Genomic DNA, 17133 nt, shown 5'->3' on the forward strand with positions numbered 1-17133 from the left:
CACAGGGCGGTCCCCGTCCGCCCTGTGCGGGCGCACGGCGGGAAGGTGACGGCAGGCCCTGGCCGATGCGGACGAACGTGATCGTGACGGGGGACCGCTCCAGGCCGGTGTTGCCGACGCTGAATCGGCGGCTGTTCCGCTTATCCGCCTAAAGCGGTCACCCGTGGCGTGCCCGGATCGACCCGAACCACGGCGCGCCTGCCCCCGCACGGCACACACACCCGCCATCACCCGCCCGCACGCGGCCACGCGGCCTGGTCATTTGAGAATGTTGACGGCCCGGGCGACCACCAGCACCACCGTCACCAAGGAGACCGAGGACTGCAGCATCATCAGCATCTTGGCCCACCGCGACAGCGGCATCACATCGGTCGGGCTGAAGGCGGTGGAGTTGGTGAACGACAGATACAGGTAGTCCAGAAACGCCGGCTCCCAGTCCGGCGGCGCGGTCTGCGGGCTCTGCATCTGTACGAAGAGGAAGTCGGCGTACTGACTCTGGCCGCGGACCCGCGCCATCGGCCCGCCGCGGTCCCACTCCCAGTACCACAGGGCGAACACGATGACGTTCGTCAGCCAGATACCGCCGCCGCTCAGCAGCAGCGGCCCGGCCTCCGTCGCCGCGGTGCCGTTGACCAGACCCGCCACCAGCCGGACCGCCGACCAGCCGTTGGCCAGACTGATCACACCGGTCAGAGCCAGCCCCCACCACCGCAGCCACCGGGTGCGGGGTTCGACCCGCCGGGGATTGGCCGCGATCAGACCGGCCAGCAGCACCAACTCCAGGGCCGGCAAAGCCCAGTACGGATGGAAGGCGAGCCGGTGCGGCAGCATCCACTGCAGAGCGACCGCCACCAGGATCACCGCGGTCACCGCCCAGCGCGGCTCACCCCGCGTCGCCCGCCGCCACGCGGGCACCACCTCACGCTCACCGCTCTCCAGCAGCCGCTCGATCCGCGCCAGGCGGCTCTCGGCATCACCCGTACCGTCACTCATGGCGACGATTGTCCTCGGCTCACCGAGTTGCTCCGAGGGTGCTCCGTCTTTTAGGGCGGGGAGGAATCGGGCTCCTGCGGGGCAGGGCAGAGGTGGCCGAATCGCCGGCAGGGCGATTCGGTGCCCACCCGCAACGGCGGTGAGGCTGTCCTCACCGGTCGGGAGCTCTCAACTGTCAGTCGTCCCGGATAGGTTGACGTCATGACGGCGATTACGCAGGAATCGGAAGGTGACGGGCACGCCCGCTCCACCTATCGCCTGCGTGTCTCTTCTGGCGCCCGCACGGCTCTGGAGGCGGAGTGGTCGCGCTGTAGGTGGTTGTGGAACGAATGCTCCGCCTGGTCGAAGAAAGCCCACCGGGACGGGGAGAAGTGCGGTCCGGCACGGCTGGACAAGATGCTGACGCAGGCCCGCACCGCAATGTTGTGGCTGCGTGAAGGCTCCTCGGTTCCTCAGCAGCAGTTGATACGCGACTTCGCGAAGTCCCGGGCCAAAGCACTCAAGGACATCAAGGCCCGGTTGCCGATGCGGCAGCGGGCCGGTATGCCCCGGTACAAGAAAAAGCACCAGGACGCCCCCAGCCTGAATTACACCCGGCGTGGCTTCCGTCTCAAAAACGGTCGTCTGCACCTGGCCGGGGGCATCGCGGTGACGGTGGTGTGGTCGCGGGACCTGCCCGAACCTCCGTCCAGCGTCCGCGTGTACCGCGAGGGCACCGGAGCGTGGTACGCGTCCTTTGTCGTCCCGGCCGTGACCGGGGCCCTGCCGGAGACCGGCGCAGTGATCGGTATCGACTGGGGTGTCAAGGAGACCGCGACCACCACCAGCGACGAGCACGACCTTCCCCACCCCCAGCACGGGAAGAACGCCGCCCAGCGCCTCGCCCGCTACCAGCGGATGATGTCCCGCCGTCGTCCCCCGGAGGGCAGGGCTGCCTCGAAGGGCTACCGCACCGCGCAGGCCCAGGCCGCGAAGCTGCACAAGAAGGTGGCACGGCAGCGTCAGGACGCTGCCCGCAAGTGGGCCAAGAAGGTCGTCCGCGACCATGACGCTGTGGCGGTCGAGGACTTCCGCCCCAAGTTCCTCGCGAAGTCGACCATGGCCCGCAAGGCCGCTGACGCCGCGATCGGAGCGACGAAGGCCGCGTTGGTCGAGATGGCCCGCAAGCACGGCCGGACCGTGCATCTGGTACACCCCGCGCGCACCACGATGGACTGTGCGCAGTGCGGAGCGAGAACCAAGCACGCACTGCCTCTTTCCGAAAGGACGTATACCTGCACCGCGTGCGGAGTCGTGAGCCCTCGGGACAAGAACTCCGCCCGCGTGATGCTGGTCCGGGCTGGTCTGCAACCCGGCTAGTGCTGATCGTGCAAGACCTGCACCCCCGCCGGGGGGCAGGCGACGTGAGCTAGGAATCCCCCTGCTTTAGCCGGGGGAGGCGTCAACACCATCGGCTTCGCAGCCTGACCCGCAGGTCCACAGGCCTGCCTGCCGGACGGGTGAAGTGCCAGGAGCGGTACCGCATTCCCGCACCGAAGGATAAGAAACCCATAAATTTCGGGTGCATGGCGGTGTGTTGCCGGGGAACTCGCTGCATCGGAGGTTGATAACTATGGTTCCCCTGCTTCTCGTTCTTCTGCTTGCGCTGGTTCTCTTCGGTGCCGGTTTCGCGCTGAAGGCTCTGTGGATCGTGGCCGTGATCGTGCTGGCCGTGTGGCTGCTCGGTTTCGTCATGCGTTCCGCCGGAACCGGCGGCGGCCGTGGCCGTTGGTACCGCTGGTAGCGAACAGCAATTCCACCCCCTGGTGCGGGGCGGCCCCGGACGTCAACGTCCGGGGCCGCCCCGCCCGCATGTGACTCTTGTGTAAAAATGCCGGCGCCGGTGCGCGGGTGGCGGGGAGCGGGGCAGGAGAACGGTGTGGCCGGGAGGCCCGCTGTGCGCGCCCGGAACCGCGCACCTCCAACACGGCGGACTTCCCGGGCACACTCGGCCGCATGCCTCGGGCAGAGCGTGGATCACCCCGGGCCGGGGCGTTCGAGGCGCTGAGGGCTCGACGCCGCCAGCTCGGCACACGGTGGCGCCGCCTTTCAGCGGACCGGCAGGGCCGTTGTCATGGTGTCGTTGAGAAGGTGTTTTCGGCCCAGTCGGCGAACGACGTCCAGCGCAGACGGGGAGGGGCGGCGTGCAGCGCCGGCAGGTCGACGCGGTAGCCGGGGCCACGCAGGAACGTCCACATCGCCCGCATGTCGTCGTTGCCGATCTCGTCGAGCTGTACTTCGTGGTGGCGGACGGTCGCACCGACTGCCGTGCTCAACGCGGCTGCCATGTCATCGGGCGTGGGGGCGTCGCCGGCCAGCTCGATGCGCTGCCCGGCGAACGCGTCGGGCGCGGCGAAGACGGCGGCAGCGAACTCGCCCAGATCGGGGCGTGCCAGTTGCTGCAGCGGACGGTCCGGTGGCAGGGGCAGATCGAGCACCCCCTGGCGGATCCGGTCCTCGCCGCCGAGGGCGTTGTCGAAGAAGTAGGTGGGCCCCAGGATCGTGTAGGGCACCTCGCCTGCGGCCAGTTCCCGCTCGATGACGGCCTTGGTCTCGAAGTGCGGTACGCCCGTGTCCTGGTCGGCACCTGCCACGGAACTGAAGACCAGGTGTGGCACACGAGCATGACGGGCGGCGGCGAGAATGGTCCGGCCCTGTGCGATCTCGGCGGCCGGTCCTGACTCGAAGGGCGTGGTCATCGCGAACACACCGGCTACGCCCCGCATGGCTGAGGCCAGGGACTCGCGGTCCATGAGATCCCCGCCCACCACCTCGACGCCGCGGGCGGCCAGGGCGCGGGCCGCAGTGGATCGAGGGTTGCGGACCAGGCCACGGACGGCGGCGCCGCGGGACAGCAACGCGCTGACGACGGCGCCGCCCTGTCCTCCGGTCGCTCCGAGAACCAGTACCGACTGGTCGACATTCATGGGGAAGGCTCCTTTCGGTCGGCCCCGGAGGGCCTCGCCGCGGGTGGGACTGAGCCGCTGGATCACTGCTTGCGATGCGGGCGCACGGCTGCTCGTGGAGCATGCAAGCGTCCCGGTCCGGTGGCCGGTGAGGCGCGCCGGGGGCCTGCCGGGTTGCCTGATTCCTCGGCTGAGGGCAGCGTGGTCGGTGTCGGCCGGTTGTCCCGGGAGGAGTGTGCTGTGGCCGTGATCTCCGATGGGGCGTCGCAGGCGACGTGGCCGCGGCTGCGCGTCGCCGACTGGACCGAGACCCGGGACACACTGCACATGTGGGCCCAGATCGTCGGCAAGATCCGGCTGGCCCACGCGCCCCTGGTCAATCACTGGTGGCAGGTCACCTTCTATGTCAGCCCGTGCGGCCTCACCACGTCGGCGATCCCCTACCGCTCAGGGGTCTTCGACATCGAGTTCGACTTCCTCGACCATCAGCTGCGTATCCGTGGCAGCGACGGCGCCCACCGCAGCGTGGCCCTGGAGCCGAGGCCGGTGGCCGACTTCTACCGCGAGACGATGCGGGCCCTGAGTGAGCTGGGAATCGAGACGAAGATCCAGGCGTCTCCCAACGAGGTGGAGCCGGCGATCCCCTTCGACGAGGACCAGCGGCACACTTCCTACGACCCGAGGGCCGCGCAGCTCTTCTGGCGGCAGTTGCTGCAGGCCAACCGGGCGCTGGGGGAGTTCCGCTCGTACTTCGTCGGCAAGGTGAGCCCGGTGCACTTCTTCTGGGGCGGCATGGACATGGCCTGCACGAGGTTCTCCGGACGGGTGGCGCCGCCGTATCCCGGCAGCGCCCCGAACTGCGGTGACTGGGTGATGGTGGAGGGCTACTCCCGCGAGTTGAGCAGCTGTGGTTTCTGGCCCGGCGGCGGTGAAGAGGGAGCCTTCTACTCGTACGCCTATCCCGAGCCGGGTGGCTTCGCCGGCCACCCGGTCACCCCGGCCGACGCGTTCTACAGCTCTGACTTCAGCCAGTTCCTTCTGCCGTACGAGGCGGTGCGCACCGCGGCCGACCCGGACCGGGCACTGGCCGGTTTCCTGCACACGACCTACGAGGCGGCCGCGGAGCACGGCGGCTGGGACCGGGCGGCCCTGGAAGAGGACCCGAACCGGTGGCGAAAGTACCGGTAGAGGGGCGGGCGTGTTGGGGGCGGGTGCGCTCTCGGTATGCGGCCGGACGGTTCGTGACGTACACGGACGGCAGCGTCATCGCCAGCAGGACCGTCCAGGGGACAGGACCGAGGGCGCCGCGCCGACCACCTCGAAGTGCCTGAGGGATGCCCGTCGCTGTCCCCCAGACGCGGGAGTTGCACCGCTACCTGCGCCGGCGCAGCCGGAATGCTCGGCACCCCGACGTCCCGGCCGCCCAGCGATGCGAGAGCGCCCGCGTCCGCGGCGAGGAATGCATCCGCTGGGGCGGACGACCACTCGCCGCCTGAACGTACGACCCGGTGTTCGCGCCCGATCACACCAGGAGCGCGGCAAGGTTGTGACGTGGTTCACAAAGAAAGGGTGACAGGGTGTTGTCGCGGGCGGCTGCGACTGTCGGCGGCATGACGATCACAGATGAGGACTGTCTCCCCGAGACCCTGGCGTTCAACGAGCACTTTGAGGCTGCCGCCGTGAGCCGTCCGGCTCGAGGGCAGGTGCCGAGCCCAGCCGTGCTGGCGCTCCTGCGGCGCAACCGGCTCGGCGGTGACACGCCACCGGTAAGACTGCCGCACGGGCGGGACCGCGTTGTTGAGGGCGGAGTGAAGGTACGGGTCTTCGTGCCGGACCATGCCGACGGCGTGTACCTGCACATCCACGGAGGCGGCTGGGCGTTCGGGTCCGCGGACGGACAGGACGAGCGGCTCTGGCGGCTCGCCGAGCAGGCGCGGCTGGCCGTGGTGAGCGTGGAGTACCGCCTCGCGCCGGAACACCCGTTCCCCGCCGGGCCCGACGACTGCGAAGCGGCTGCCCGATGGCTGGCGAAACACGCCGCGGCCGAGTTCGGTACCGAACGGCTGCTGATCGGCGGTGAATCGGCCGGTGCCCATCTCAGCGTCGTGACGCTGCTGCGCCTTCGTGACCGGTACGGCATCACCGGCGCGTTTCGGGCGGCCCACCTGCTCTTCGGCCCCTATGACCTGTCGATGACACCAAGCCAGCGGTCGTTTGGCTCCCGACAACTGCTGAGCAACACCGACGCGATCCGGGGCAGCTATGAGCTGTTCACGCCAGGGATGGGGCAGGAGCAGCGCCGCGCTCCCGAGGTGTCGCCCCTGTTCGCGAACCTGACCAGGTTGCCGCCTGCCCGGATCGTCGTCGGCACCGAGGATCCGCTGCTGGACGACTCGCTGTTCCTGGCCCAACGGTGGCAGGCGGCGGGCGCGCCTGTGCAGCTCGGCGTCGTCGCCGGCGCGATGCACGGCTTCACTCTGTTCCCCCTGACCATCACCGAGCGGGAACTGCGGCGCGAGCGGGATTTCCTGGCCGCTGCGTGACGGTAGCGTCGGCGGCATGAACCGAACTGCCCGGCTGTACGCGCTGGTGGAGGACTTGCGCGCGGTGGCGCCGCGGCCGCTGACGGTCGCGGTGCTCGCCACGCGGTTCGAGATCAGCACACGCACGGTGCAGCGTGACCTGCAATCCCTGTTGGAGACCGGTGTCCCGGTGCGCTCCATACCGGGGCGAGGCGGCGGTTGGTCGATCGACCCGGAGATGACCCTGCCCCCGGTCCGCCTCACCGCCGACGAAGCCGCGGCACTGATTACTGCGCTCGCCGCGGTTGACGCCTCCACCCCCTACGTCGGTGCGGCCCGCACGGCGGCCCAGAAGATTGCGGCCTCGATGACCGGCCCCGCCTCGGCGGCGGCGCAGGAACTCGCCGCACGGATCGTTACCCTGCCGACGCGCAGCGACTGCGCGGTCCGTACCGCGGTGGAGCAGGCCCTCGCCAACAACCTGGTGTTGCGGCTGTCCTATACCGACGCGGCCGGACACGAAAGCGACCGCGTCGTGGAACCGGCCGGATTGCTCACCGCCGACGGCCGCTGGTACCTCATCGCCTGGTGCCGTACACGCCGGGCGGGCCGGGGTTTCCGGCTGGACCGGATCGCAGCAGCGGCTCCGACCAGTGAACAGGCACAGCCGCATAGCCTGACCGAGCTACTGCTCGGCTCGGCCGCCGTCGGCGCAGTACAACCCACTGCACTGACCTCATTCAGACCTCCGTCATGAGAATCGATCAGTGGATCGTGATGCTGGCGAATGCTTCTAGCAGGGCTATGTCGACGCCGTCGGCTTTGGTGCGGGCGAGCACGGTGTCGAACGCGGCGGGAGTGTTGTCGACTAGTTTGCGTTGCAGCAAAAGGCCCTCGTGAACCGGGCAGAAGAAGTCGTTCCAGTGGGTGGGGATGACCATGGCAGGCTGAACGGTGCCGATGGTCGCGTCGAGGAAGTTCTTGCTGAAACTTTGTTCGGCGCGTCCGAGACCGCCGATGCCGAGGAACAGGGCGTCAGCGTGAACTCCGGCGAGCGCGCCGGGGATCCAGTTGGCTGAACCTTTGAACAGCATGCTCGTCTCTGGTGCCGCCACGAGGAAGTCGTAGGTGCCGCCCTCCTTGTATGCGCTGATGGGCGCGGGCTGCAGGAGGGGCTTGTCAATGGTCGCGCCCTCACCGCCCATCGGGTTGGGGGAGTGTTTGGAGGCGATGGTGCGCACCGTGAAGCTGCCCACCGTGACGGATTTCTCCGGGTCCAGAAGTGCCAAGCGGTCCTCGGGGACGTTGCCGCCCCTGGCGATGTTCAACGTGGACGGTGAGCCGTAGACGGTGGCTTCTGTGCGGTTGGCGATGTAGGCGACGTCCAGCGCGTGGTCGTGGTGGGAGTGAGAGATGAAGATGGCGCGTACGCGGTCCGCGCCCACCTTGTCGAGTGCGGTGTCCACTGCGTCGGGGTCGGTGGAGACCGGTCGGCCGAGCGCGGCATCGAGAAGGCCGGCCGGGGTGATGAAAGCGTCGATGAGGATCTGGGTGGTGCCGTCGTCGACGAGCATCATGGTGGTGCCGAATGAGGTCACCTTGACCGTGGCTCCACTTGGTCCGCCGGGGTCGTCCACGAGAAGGTCGCGGTAGTCGTTGAGGTCTCCGGAGTGGCGGATCTTGGTTTGCCACACAGCGCCCAGCGCCACGGCTGTTGTCAGTTTGAGTGCGAGGGCGATCGAGAGGATGGGGTGTTGCCGGACCGCTCCCGCCAGCCGTGCTCGTAGACCCGGGGCGAACCTGCTGGTGTCTGGCATGAAGTCTCCTCGCTCATTCTCGCAGCGCTGTTACTGACCTTGGCGTTATAGCGGCTGGGTCTTTGTCGGGCCTGGTGGCAGGGTCCGTCTTGGCTGGCAGCCCGGAAGTATGCGGTATCCGGAGGAGGGCGGCCTGACCGCCGGGCAGCGCAAGCGCCGCGAAGAGGTGTGTATGCGGGCCGCTGACCTCTTCGAGGAGGACGTAAAAGTCCCGTGCGTCGCCCGGGAGTTGCGGGTGGGCGAGAAGTCGGTCGACCAGTGGCGCCGCGCTTGGGCGTCCGGCGGGCGGGAAGCGCTGCGTTCCCAGGGGCCGGCTCCGTCGGCAGCGTCTGGGGTGCGCCCGGTGAGCGCAGCCAGGAACCGTCGCCGGTCGTCTCCGCCGCGGGAAGGCAGGGCGGGTTCAGGCGTCCGGGCGGGCCGGCTGGGTGCTGTTGTCGGCGGCGGCCTTGGCGGTGGGCCACTGCGCCAGCGAGAGCATCCCCATCACCCGGCGGATGAGGTAGAAGGCCAGCGGCAGTTCGACACACGCCGCGAGCACCGCCGACAGCCACACCCCCGAGGTGCCGAAAGCGAGCGACACGTCGAACCACGCGTCGCAGATCAACAGCACCGCCGTCGTGGTCGCCGACACGATCACAGCGCGGTGCCGCAGCCACCCGAGCAGCGCCGTGGCCGCCATCGCGACCATGAGCAGGGCGTCGAACCCGACCCATGTCACGCGCCACTGGCGGACCTCGTACACGGACGGCAGCGTCATCGCCAGCAGGACCGTCCAGGGGACAAGGCCGAGGGCGCAGACGGTGAGCAGCTCCAGCGTGTGGCGCCGGTGCCGGCGTATCCGCTCGGGCAGATCGGCCGCGGCCGCCGGTGCCGCGGCTTTTTCCTGGGTGCTGGCTTGGGCGTCGCTCACGCAGGCTGCTCCGTTCTCGTCCGTCCCGGGCGGACAGCGGCGGGGTGCTCCGCCGGCATCGGGCGGTCAGGTGCCGGTGATGATCCAGCCCGGATCTGCCAGGCTAACCCGCACCCGTCCCGCCCCGGCTCCGGGCCCCTTGATGTGCCGCTTGATGTGCCGCGCGTCCGCAGCAGAGCTGCCGTCGTCCGTCAAGTCCCGAGTTCTCCTGCCACGCATTCCAGGGGCATGACTCCTTTCGTCCGCCGGTGCCTAATGGAGATGCGGGCCCGTTCAACAGCAGCTGGCCCTCACCGAATGGCCGCGAATTTCCAGGACTGTTCGGAAACCCTGATTATTTCTCACGGAGGAGAATTCCCATGACCCGCACTTCCCGTACTCAGCGCCTTGTGATGCTTGCCGCCTCGACCGCCCTGGCGGCGGGAGGCGCGCTGGTACCCTCCAGCGCTTTCGCCGCCCCGGCGACGCCGCACACCGGGCCCGTGGCCGCGGTCACGGCAAGCCACCAGGGCCACCAGGCCGCCGAGATCACGGGGCTGGTCAAGAACAGTACGACCACCATCACCAAGACGACGGTCAAGAAGGAACTGACCACCAACGGCCTCAAGATCACCAAGATCACCAAGACGACCAAAATAACCAAGAATTCCAAGGGTGTCGTGATCAAGAAGGTCGTCACGACGACCAAGAATGTCAAGTTCATCAAAATCGCTGGAAACAACGGCAACAACAATAATGAATAGCAGCCGCTAGGACCGGGCTGAAGAACGTCGTCCGGGCGGTGCGGGGTGCGCGGTGAGCCGCGTACCCCGCACCGCTGTGCCGTTTTCAGACGCTGTTGCGGCCGATGCTCGCACCGCCGTCGACGCGCAGGATCTGGCCGGTGATGAAACCCGCCTTCTCGGAGAGCAGGAAGGCGATGGCGGCTGCGAGCTCGTCCGGGCGCCCGAACCTTCCCATGGGAACGGTCGCCAGGTAGCGGGCGGCTGAGGCCGACCCGGGCGGGTTGTTCTCCCGGAACAACTCGGTCTCGGTGGGGCCCGGGGCGACCGCGTTGACGGTGATCCCGTGTGCGGCAAGCTCTCCGGCCCAGCCTCGCGTCAAGAACTCCAGGGCGGCCTTGGCCGCACCGTAGGACGTTCGATCGGGCAGCCCCAGGGTGACCAGGCTGGTGACGTTCACCACGCGGCCCCAGGACCGCTCCAGCATGCCGGGCAGGACGGCCTGGACGATCTGGACCGCGGTGCGCACGTTCATGTCGAGAACCGCGTCGAGGTCGGACAGAGCGACCTCCCCGACGGGCGCGGGCCGCACCATCCCCACATTGTTGACCACGGCGTCGACCGGCCCCGCGCCCATCACTTCGCCCAGGACCTGATCGGTGGCCGCACGGTCGGCAAGGTCGGCTTCGTGGAACTCGCCGGGAAAGGACTGCGGTGCGCTGCGGGCGATGCCCACGAGGGTGTGGCCTTCTCCTGCCAGCTGCTCGGCGAGGGCGCGGCCGATGCCTTTGGACGCGCCCGTGACGAGTACTCGTCTGCGGATCACGGGTTCACTCCTTCGCTGCGCTGATCTGCGCATCGATCGTGTGTGGGGGGCGGGTGGGTTCGCCTCAGGCGGCCGATCGGAGGCCGGATGTGTGGGGGAGGTTCTGTTCGGCCCAGACGACCTTGCCGCCCGGTATCGGGCGGGAGCCCCACCTGCGGGACAGGTTGGTGACGAGGAAGAGGCCGCGGCCGTTCTCGTCCATGGTGCGTGCGCGACGCGGACGCGGGGTGCAGGGACCGGTGTCGGACACTTCGCAGGTCAGGACTTGGTGCCGGACGAGCCGTAGCTCGATCTGTCCGGTGCCGTGGCGGATGGCGTTGGTGACGAGTTCGCTGACGATCAGTTTCGTGGCGTCCTGAAGACCTTGCAGGCCCCATTCCGTCAGCTGTCGTGCGGCCAGGGTGCGGGCGCTGCTGACGGCGGACCGGTCACCGGGCAGTGTCCAGGAGGCGACCCGGGCCGGGCCGAGGGAGCGGGTGCGGACGAGCAGGAGTGTGACGTCGTCGCACGGTGCCTGGTCCGGAAGGGACTGCGTTGCGATGTCGCAGAGGTCTTCAAGAGACCGGCCCGGTTGTGCGAGGACGCTGCCCAGCCGGCGCATTCCCTCTTCGATGTCGTGGTCGCGGGTCTCGATCAGGCCGTCGGTGTACAGGGCGAGGATGCTTCCCTCGGCCAGTTCCAGTTCCACGGATTCGGGAGGGTCCCCCAGGCCGACACCCAGGGGGGCTCCGGGGGGAAGGCCGAGGTACGTGACCTGCCCCTGCGGGTCGATGATCGCGGGCGGGGGATGCCCGGCGCTCGCCATGGTGCACCGGCGGGTGGCCGGGTCGTAGACGGCGTACAGGCAGGTGGCGCCCACCACCGCGGGGGGCTGGTCCGGGGTGTCGGCGTCTTCCTCGCCCAGCCGTTGGACCGTGTCGTCGAGCTGGGCCAGCAGTTCGTCGGGAGGCAGCTCCATGGCGGCGAGGGTGTGGACGGCGGTGCGGAGCCTGCCCATGGTCGCGGCGGCGTGGAGGCCGTGTCCGATCACGTCGCCGACGACGAGCGCCACCCGTGCGCCGGACAGCGGGATCACGTCGAACCAGTCGCCGCCGACACCGTGGTCCAGGTCCGCGGGCAGGTAGCGCGACGCCGCCTCGACCGCTGTGCCGCCTGTCAACCGGCGGGGCAGCAGATGGCGTTGCAGCGTGAGGGCGGCGGTGTGTTTGCGGGCGTACTGACGGGCGTTGTGCAACGACTGCGCGGCGCGGCCGACGAGTTCTTCGGCCAGGAGGAGATCGACCTCATGGAACGGCACGGGATCCTTCGTGCGGACGAACAGCGCCACGCCCAGCAGGGAGCGCCGTACACGGATGGGTACGATCATGATCGAGTGCGCGCCGTGCTCACGGACGCTGCGCGCCAGTTCCGGCATCTCGTCGATCCATGCGCCCGAGGCGGTGTCCAGGACCGGCTCCAGGAAGGACTTCCCGGCACGCAGGACGTCGGTGAAGGGTGAGACCGGCGGCACGAACACCGGCTCGCCGCACGCCCAGGGGGATTCCGGGACCCCCTGGTGGATCGAGGCCAGACCGGCACGCCGGAGACCGGGGAGATGCTTGCCCGTCGCGCCGATGCGGACCGGGGGCCCCTCCCCGAACGAGATCGACTGCTCCAGGTCCACGGCGACGTGGTCGGCGAGCAACGGCACGGCCAGGTCGGCCAGTTCCTGGCTGGCCTGCGTCACATCCAGGGTGCTGCCCAGACGCGTACTGGCCTGGCTGAGGACGGCGAGGCGCTCACGCGTCCGCCGGCTCGCGGTGACGTCAGCGCCGATGATGCACACCCCCAGCGCTCGGCCGTCGGCGCCCTGGAGGCACTGGAACGAAACCGCGAACTGGTGCTCCGGGCCCTGACTCGTCGGCAGCCACGTCCGGTACTCGTGGATCTTGGTCGCACCGTTCTGGAGAACCTGCCGCATCACCGCCTCGATGGTTTCGGCATTGACACCGGGCAGTACCTCGGTGAATCGACGTCCGAGACGTCGGTCACGGGAAAGGCCGTCGTGGTTCTCGGCAACGTCGTTCACGTAGGTGGACCGCAGTTGCCGGTCGCGAATGCCGACACCGATCGGCGCGCGGGCGAGAAGCGGTCCCCGCACCGATCTGTCGATCGCGTCCCCGGACTGCGGGACGGCGTCGGTCACGGACGCGAGCCATCGCGCTGTCCCGTCCTGACCGTGCAGCATCGTGAGCCGTACGCTGGCGTCGAGTACGCGGCCGTCCCCGTGGCGCACTGCCGTCGCCCCTGACCACCCGTTCTCGGCACGGCACCGCTCGACAAACGCTGATGTCGTCGTCGCTTCCTTGAAAGACGGCAGCACGAGTGCGGCGGACCGGCCCACGACGTCCCCGGCACAGAATCCGACGAGCCGCTCGGCGGTGTGTGTCCATGCGGCGACCATCCCCTGCTCGTCGAGCAGCGCGATGGCCGTGTCGGATATGTCGGACGCGTTCAACTGCTTACCGAGTGTCACTGCGTCGAGGCTGGTCGTAGTCGTCAAGTGCTGTCCTCGGGAGTCTGGGAAAGCCGGCGGTGCGGGGCTCCAGCGATGTGCCCCTTTTCTCCCCTAATGACCGGATAGTGGTTGGTTTTGTGACAGCGCTGCAGCCGTGACTGGTACAGCTCCCGTCATCCAGGTCGGCGCAGGGCTGCGGAGGGCGCCGGTCCTGGGCTCAGGCCGGCCGGCCCAGCGCTGTTGCCAGCGGTTCCAGCACGGCGGCGGTGCAGGGCGGCGGCAGATAGACGATGGCAAGCTCCGCACCGGCCTCGCCGAGCTCGGCGGCGCTGGCCGCCGTCGCGGCCGGATCGCCGCTGAACCGCACCTGGCTCGACAGCAGGATCTCCGCCGGGCCCCGGCGGACGTCGGCGCAGTACTGGTGGAGTACGTCGCGCGCGGATGAACCGCCCGACCGTGCCGCTGTCGAAGTTCCAGTGCTGTGCGAAGCGGGCGGCGGTGCGCAGGGTGCGCTTCTCGCCGCTGCCGCCGATGCACAGCGACGGGTACGGCCGCTGCACGGGCTTGGGGTTGCAGCGGGCGCCGGTCAGCTCGTAGGAGCTGCCTTTGAACGTCGTGCTCTCCCGGCTGAGCAGACCGGTGATGACCTCGCACGCCTCCTCGAACCGGTCGCTGCGCTCTTTCGGGGTGCCCAGCTCGATGCCGTAGGCACTGGACTCCTCCTGGTTCCAGCCGGTCCCGAGGCCGAGCTCCAGCCGGCCGCCGGACACGATGTCGAGCGTTGCCGCCATGTGTCGTTGGCGGCCCGCCACACCTGGAGCATGGCGTCCCAAGTCGTACTCTGCGGTGACGTCTTGAAAGCAAAACGCATGCGGCCACGCTAGTGCGAGGCGCGTTCCTCCCCGGACCGGGGAGCGGTCCGGACCCCGGCTGTCGAGAGTGCTCATGCCGTCGGGCCGCCAGGACGTCCGGCACCCGTTCCCCGTTCCCCGGACGTCGCAGGGCGCCGCGAAGCGCTCGCCGCGACGGCCGTGCCGGTCAAGGCCGAAGCGGTCCGGCTGGTTCGGGAGTTCTGGCGCCTGCTGTCAGTCGCCGATGCGATGATCCCCGCACACGACAGCGAAGGAGGCCCCTCTTGGGCAGCGGGGACATCGGGCCCCTCGGCGACGACGTCAGGGCAATCGGGCTCGTGTGCAGACCGGGGCCGCCGCAATGAGCTACAACCTGAGCCTCTACCGGTTCTTGGACGGTGAGCCGGCCGAGCCGGACATGGACGTGGTCCGGGCGGTCCTTTCGCCCTGCGACGCCGCGCCCGAGAAGGCGGCCGAGGGCGATACGGAGTTCTGGATCCGTGCCGCCGACGGCAGCGAGGCCGAGGTGTTCGTCTTTGGCGGCGGCATCGGCGTCGAACGCCCGCAGACCGGCGACGTGTGGAAGATCATCATCGAGCTGGCGGACCGGCTCGGCGCGGGGATCCTCATTCCCGACGGCACGCTCTTGTGCCGTGAGGACATGCGGGGACACCTTCCCGAGGGCCTGGAGAGCGATGCTGTTTTCGTCCCGGAGATCACCCTCGAAGTCTTCGAGAGGGCCGCGGGGCCCTTCAGCCCTCCGCTGACCTGATGTTCGGCCCCGCGCAGGGAACTTCACCCCCTCCGCCGCAGCCCCGACCCGGCAGCGGGGTACAGACCGGATCGCCCCCGACTACAACTACTTCCTCTCCGACCAGGGCAGCGGGTGCGGGGGCGCGATCAGGATCACCGACATCTACGGAGAACCGCTGGTGCTCAACGGGATCGCCCTGCGGCCGGACGCCGTGCAGCCGACGCGCGTTCAGTTTGCCCAGCACTGACCCCCGCCGACCGAGCGGTCGAGCCCGGCCCCGGCCCGCGCGCCGTGACGCGGCCCGGAACGTCCTGTCAGGCGTTCTTGAACTGCGCGGTGACGGCGGCCACGCGCTTGCCCTGGTAGACGGCGGCGGCACGGGCGGTGTCGTCGACGGGGACCGCTCCCTGGCCGTTGACGTGGCTGGTGCCGTAGGGGTTGCCGTCGGCGAACTTCACGGGGTCGGTGTACCCGGGCGTGACGATGATGCCGCCGAAGTGGTGGACGGAGTTGTACAGGGCCAGCAGCGTGGACTCCTGCCCGCCGTGCGCGGTGGCGGTGGCGGTGAAGCCGCTGTAGATCTTGTCGGCCAGCTTGCCCTGGGCCCACAGGCCGCCGAGGGTGTCGATGAACTGCTTGAGCTGGCTGGCGATGTTGCCGAACCGGGTGGGGGAGCCGAAGATGACGGCGTCCGCCCACTCGATGTCGTCCGGGGTCGCCATGGGGATGTCCTCGGTGGCCACCATGTGCGCCGCCCAGGCCTCGTTGGTGGCGATGGCCTCCTTGGGGGCCAGTTCGGCGACGCGCAGAAGCCGTACCTCCGCGCCTTCCTTGCGGGCGCCCTCGGCCACCGACTCCGCCAGCTCGTGGACCGTCCCGGTGGAGGAGTAGTAGATCACTGCGACTTGGGAGACATCAGAAGGTCCCTTTCTTCTTCTGCCGGCGCGACGGCGCGAGTCGCCGTGCTGAGGGCCGGGCGCGTGGTCGCGTTCGTGATGGGGCCGGCGGTGGGACTGGTGGTGGGGTGAGCGGTGGCGGTCAGGGAGAGCCGCAGCCGGCGCGCCGCCATCCCGCGGGCGGCTGTCAGGCCGTGGCGGTGCCGGTCGACGGTCGCCGAGGCCGAGAGCCGCAGCGATCCGTCCCTGACGGTCAGTGAGTCGATCGTCAGCCGGAGGGGAGCCCGGTGCCCACGGACCGTGAGCGATCCCTCCACCGTCCAGATGCCGTCGTCGCCGCGGACCGCCCCGCTCGACTCGAAGCGGATGGCCGGGTGCCGGTCCGCGTCCAGGAACGCGGGCGAGCGCACGTGATCGTCGGCGAGCCGCACCGGTGTGGAAACTGCCCGCCGCGACGACCGCGTGCACGGCCGACCCGGGCACCGGCTCGGCGACGGAGATGCTCGCCGACTCCAGCGTGAAAGTGCCGTTCACCCTGCCGAGGCCGAACAGGTGCCGGGTGGTGAAGGTGATGGACGATCGCGCCGGATCGACCTGGTAGGTCCCGGCGGGCGGCAACTGGACACTCATGCCCTTCTGGCCTCTCACTCGTCGTCGCACACGGCGATCCCCGGCAGATTGTTCCTTGCGTAAGCAAGCATCTCTAGGGTGGTGATGCTTTGTCGAGCAAGTAAATTGAGGCTTGTCGGGCCAGTGCCCGCAGGCGTGCCATGGTCGACTGGATCCCGCGACCGCCAGCCCGTTCGCCGCGCAGGCGCAGGCGCAGGCGCAGGTGCGGTCGGCCGTCGGCCGGCCCTGTCGGCGCCGCAGGCTGCGCGGGGCCCGGGATCCGATCACCGCTTGAGCTTGCTTGCTTGAGCATGTAAGCTGCACGGATGAGTGACGTTGATCCGCTGGCCGCCGAGGAAGAGCGATTCTGGCGTGCCCTGATGCGCGTCATCATCGCGCTCCCGCGCTCGCTGGACGACGATCTGCTGCGGGCCACGGGTCTGACGCTCACCGAGTACGTCGTCCTCATGAGTCTCTCCGAAGCGGAGAACCAGGAGCTGCGGATGACGGATCTCGCCGCGGCCAGCGCCCTGTCGGCAAGCCGGATCACCCGGATCGTGGACACGCTCCAGGCCCGGGGCCAGGTGACCAAGCGGCGCCACGAAGGCGACGGGCGGGGCAATGTGGCCTCTTTGACCCCCGAGGGGCTGAAGCGTCTTCAGGCCGCCTACCCCGTTCATCTGGCGAGTGCCCGTAAGCGGGTCGTCGACCAGCTCGACGGACGCTCCCTGCCCGCTCTGGTGAGGCAGTTCGAGGCCGTTGTGAAAAAGCTGGACTGAACCAGGCCACGG

15 protein-coding genes and 3 pseudogenes are annotated in these 17133 nt (G+C 69.2%); 9 read left to right on the plus strand and 9 right to left on the minus strand.

Annotation, left to right across the window (positions count from 1 at the left end):
* Positions 1–258 precede the first annotated feature (258 nt).
* Entirely contained in the window at positions 259–993 is a 735-nt protein-coding gene (locus OG798_RS53665) for a hypothetical protein (RefSeq protein WP_328755902.1), read from the minus strand.
* A gap of 201 nt (positions 994–1194) precedes the next feature.
* On the opposite strand from OG798_RS53665, the pseudogene OG798_RS53670 reads away from it, so the two are divergent.
* Both OG798_RS53670 and OG798_RS53675 read left to right on the plus strand, forming a co-directional pair.
* Positions 1195–2422: pseudogene (locus OG798_RS53670) on the plus strand (RNA-guided endonuclease InsQ/TnpB family protein).
* A gap of 183 nt (positions 2423–2605) precedes the next feature.
* Entirely contained in the window at positions 2606–2776 is a 171-nt protein-coding gene (locus OG798_RS53675; RefSeq protein ID WP_037652668.1) for a hypothetical protein, read from the plus strand.
* 328 nt (positions 2777–3104) lie between these two features.
* Here OG798_RS53675 and OG798_RS53680 read toward each other — a convergent pair whose 3' ends face one another.
* Entirely contained in the window at positions 3105–3959 is an 855-nt protein-coding gene (locus OG798_RS53680) for an NmrA/HSCARG family protein (protein WP_328755901.1), read from the minus strand.
* A gap of 225 nt (positions 3960–4184) precedes the next feature.
* On the opposite strand from OG798_RS53680, the gene OG798_RS53685 reads away from it, so the two are divergent.
* The 3 genes from OG798_RS53685 to OG798_RS53700 all read left to right on the plus strand — a co-directional run bounded on the left by OG798_RS53685 (position 4185) and on the right by OG798_RS53700 (position 7217).
* Entirely contained in the window at positions 4185–5126 is a 942-nt protein-coding gene (locus tag OG798_RS53685; protein WP_220788987.1) for a DUF5996 family protein, read from the plus strand.
* Positions 5127–5515: 389 nt separating this feature from the next.
* Positions 5516–6481 (plus strand): alpha/beta hydrolase, encoded by a 966-nt coding sequence (locus tag OG798_RS53695; protein ID WP_328755899.1) that lies wholly within the window; start codon positions 5516–5518, stop codon positions 6479–6481.
* A 16-nt stretch (positions 6482–6497) separates the two neighbouring features.
* On the plus strand, positions 6498–7217 hold the full coding sequence (locus tag OG798_RS53700; RefSeq protein ID WP_328755897.1) for a helix-turn-helix transcriptional regulator: 720 nt from the start codon (positions 6498–6500) through the stop codon (positions 7215–7217).
* Positions 7218–7224: 7 nt separating this feature from the next.
* Here OG798_RS53700 and OG798_RS53705 read toward each other — a convergent pair whose 3' ends face one another.
* The gene (locus OG798_RS53705; protein ID WP_328755896.1) at positions 7225–8277 is read right to left on the minus strand and encodes an MBL fold metallo-hydrolase; all 1053 of its coding nucleotides are present in this window, start codon (positions 8275–8277) and stop codon (positions 7225–7227) included.
* Between the two features lie 109 nt (positions 8278–8386).
* Here OG798_RS53705 and OG798_RS56975 point away from each other — a divergent pair.
* Positions 8387–8590 (plus strand): annotated as a pseudogene (locus OG798_RS56975) (helix-turn-helix domain-containing protein); the annotation flags it as partial.
* 87 nt (positions 8591–8677) lie between these two features.
* On the opposite strand, the gene OG798_RS53710 reads toward OG798_RS56975, so the two are convergent.
* Complete coding sequence (locus OG798_RS53710; protein ID WP_267059887.1) at positions 8678–9187, minus strand: hypothetical protein; 510 nt, start codon at positions 9185–9187, stop codon at positions 8678–8680.
* 359 nt (positions 9188–9546) lie between these two features.
* Between OG798_RS53710 and OG798_RS53715 the strand changes: the two genes are divergently transcribed.
* The gene (locus tag OG798_RS53715) at positions 9547–9930 is read left to right on the plus strand and encodes a hypothetical protein (protein ID WP_097228284.1); all 384 of its coding nucleotides are present in this window, start codon (positions 9547–9549) and stop codon (positions 9928–9930) included.
* A gap of 85 nt (positions 9931–10015) precedes the next feature.
* Here OG798_RS53715 and OG798_RS53720 read toward each other — a convergent pair whose 3' ends face one another.
* The 3 genes from OG798_RS53720 to OG798_RS53730 form a co-directional block, all read right to left on the minus strand.
* The gene (locus OG798_RS53720) at positions 10016–10735 is read right to left on the minus strand and encodes an SDR family oxidoreductase (protein WP_328755895.1); all 720 of its coding nucleotides are present in this window, start codon (positions 10733–10735) and stop codon (positions 10016–10018) included.
* 64 nt (positions 10736–10799) lie between these two features.
* Positions 10800–13277 carry a SpoIIE family protein phosphatase gene (locus tag OG798_RS53725; RefSeq protein WP_328755894.1) on the minus strand — a complete coding sequence of 826 codons (2478 nt, stop codon included), beginning with the start codon at positions 13275–13277 and terminating at the stop codon, positions 10800–10802.
* 128 nt (positions 13278–13405) lie between these two features.
* Positions 13406–14023, minus strand: coding sequence for an LLM class flavin-dependent oxidoreductase (locus OG798_RS53730; protein ID WP_328755893.1), 618 nt, complete (start codon positions 14021–14023; stop codon positions 13406–13408).
* Positions 14024–14444: 421 nt separating this feature from the next.
* On the opposite strand from OG798_RS53730, the gene OG798_RS53735 reads away from it, so the two are divergent.
* Positions 14445–14855 (plus strand): hypothetical protein, encoded by a 411-nt coding sequence (locus OG798_RS53735; protein WP_095857395.1) that lies wholly within the window; start codon positions 14445–14447, stop codon positions 14853–14855.
* Positions 14856–15151: 296 nt separating this feature from the next.
* Here the strand turns inward: OG798_RS53735 and wrbA are convergent, their stop codons facing one another.
* Together wrbA and OG798_RS53745 are read right to left on the minus strand one after the other, a co-directional pair.
* The gene (wrbA, locus tag OG798_RS53740) at positions 15152–15736 is read right to left on the minus strand and encodes an NAD(P)H:quinone oxidoreductase (protein ID WP_120984875.1); all 585 of its coding nucleotides are present in this window, start codon (positions 15734–15736) and stop codon (positions 15152–15154) included.
* Positions 15733–16363 (minus strand): annotated as a pseudogene (locus OG798_RS53745) (YceI family protein). Before OG798_RS53745 ends, wrbA begins: the two are co-directional and overlap by 4 nt.
* 305 nt (positions 16364–16668) lie before the next feature.
* Between OG798_RS53745 and OG798_RS53750 the strand changes: the two are divergent.
* Positions 16669–17121 carry a MarR family winged helix-turn-helix transcriptional regulator gene (locus OG798_RS53750; protein WP_097228467.1) on the plus strand — a complete coding sequence of 151 codons (453 nt, stop codon included), beginning with the start codon at positions 16669–16671 and terminating at the stop codon, positions 17119–17121.
* The last annotated feature ends 12 nt before the right edge of the window (positions 17122–17133 follow it).

Source organism: Streptomyces sp. NBC_00271 (assembly GCF_036178845.1).
GTDB lineage: Bacteria > Actinomycetota > Actinomycetes > Streptomycetales > Streptomycetaceae > Streptomyces.

Excerpts from the sequence above, each read along its gene's own strand:
- OG798_RS53665 (WP_328755902.1), bottom strand. The coding sequence starts at position 993 with ATGAGTGACGGTACGGGTGATGCCGAGAGCCGCCTGGCGCGGATCGAG.
- OG798_RS53675 (WP_037652668.1), top strand. The coding sequence starts at position 2,606 with ATGGTTCCCCTGCTTCTCGTTCTTCTGCTTGCGCTGGTTCTCTTCGGT.
- OG798_RS53680 (WP_328755901.1), bottom strand. The coding sequence starts at position 3,959 with ATGAATGTCGACCAGTCGGTACTGGTTCTCGGAGCGACCGGAGGACAG.
- OG798_RS53700 (WP_328755897.1), top strand. The coding sequence starts at position 6,498 with ATGAACCGAACTGCCCGGCTGTACGCGCTGGTGGAGGACTTGCGCGCG.
- OG798_RS53705 (WP_328755896.1), bottom strand. The coding sequence starts at position 8,277 with ATGCCAGACACCAGCAGGTTCGCCCCGGGTCTACGAGCACGGCTGGCG.
- OG798_RS53715 (WP_097228284.1), top strand. The coding sequence starts at position 9,547 with ATGACCCGCACTTCCCGTACTCAGCGCCTTGTGATGCTTGCCGCCTCG.
- OG798_RS53730 (WP_328755893.1), bottom strand. The coding sequence starts at position 14,023 with ATGGCGGCAACGCTCGACATCGTGTCCGGCGGCCGGCTGGAGCTCGGC.
- OG798_RS53735 (WP_095857395.1), top strand. The coding sequence starts at position 14,445 with ATGAGCTACAACCTGAGCCTCTACCGGTTCTTGGACGGTGAGCCGGCC.
- OG798_RS53750 (WP_097228467.1), top strand. The coding sequence starts at position 16,669 with ATGAGTGACGTTGATCCGCTGGCCGCCGAGGAAGAGCGATTCTGGCGT.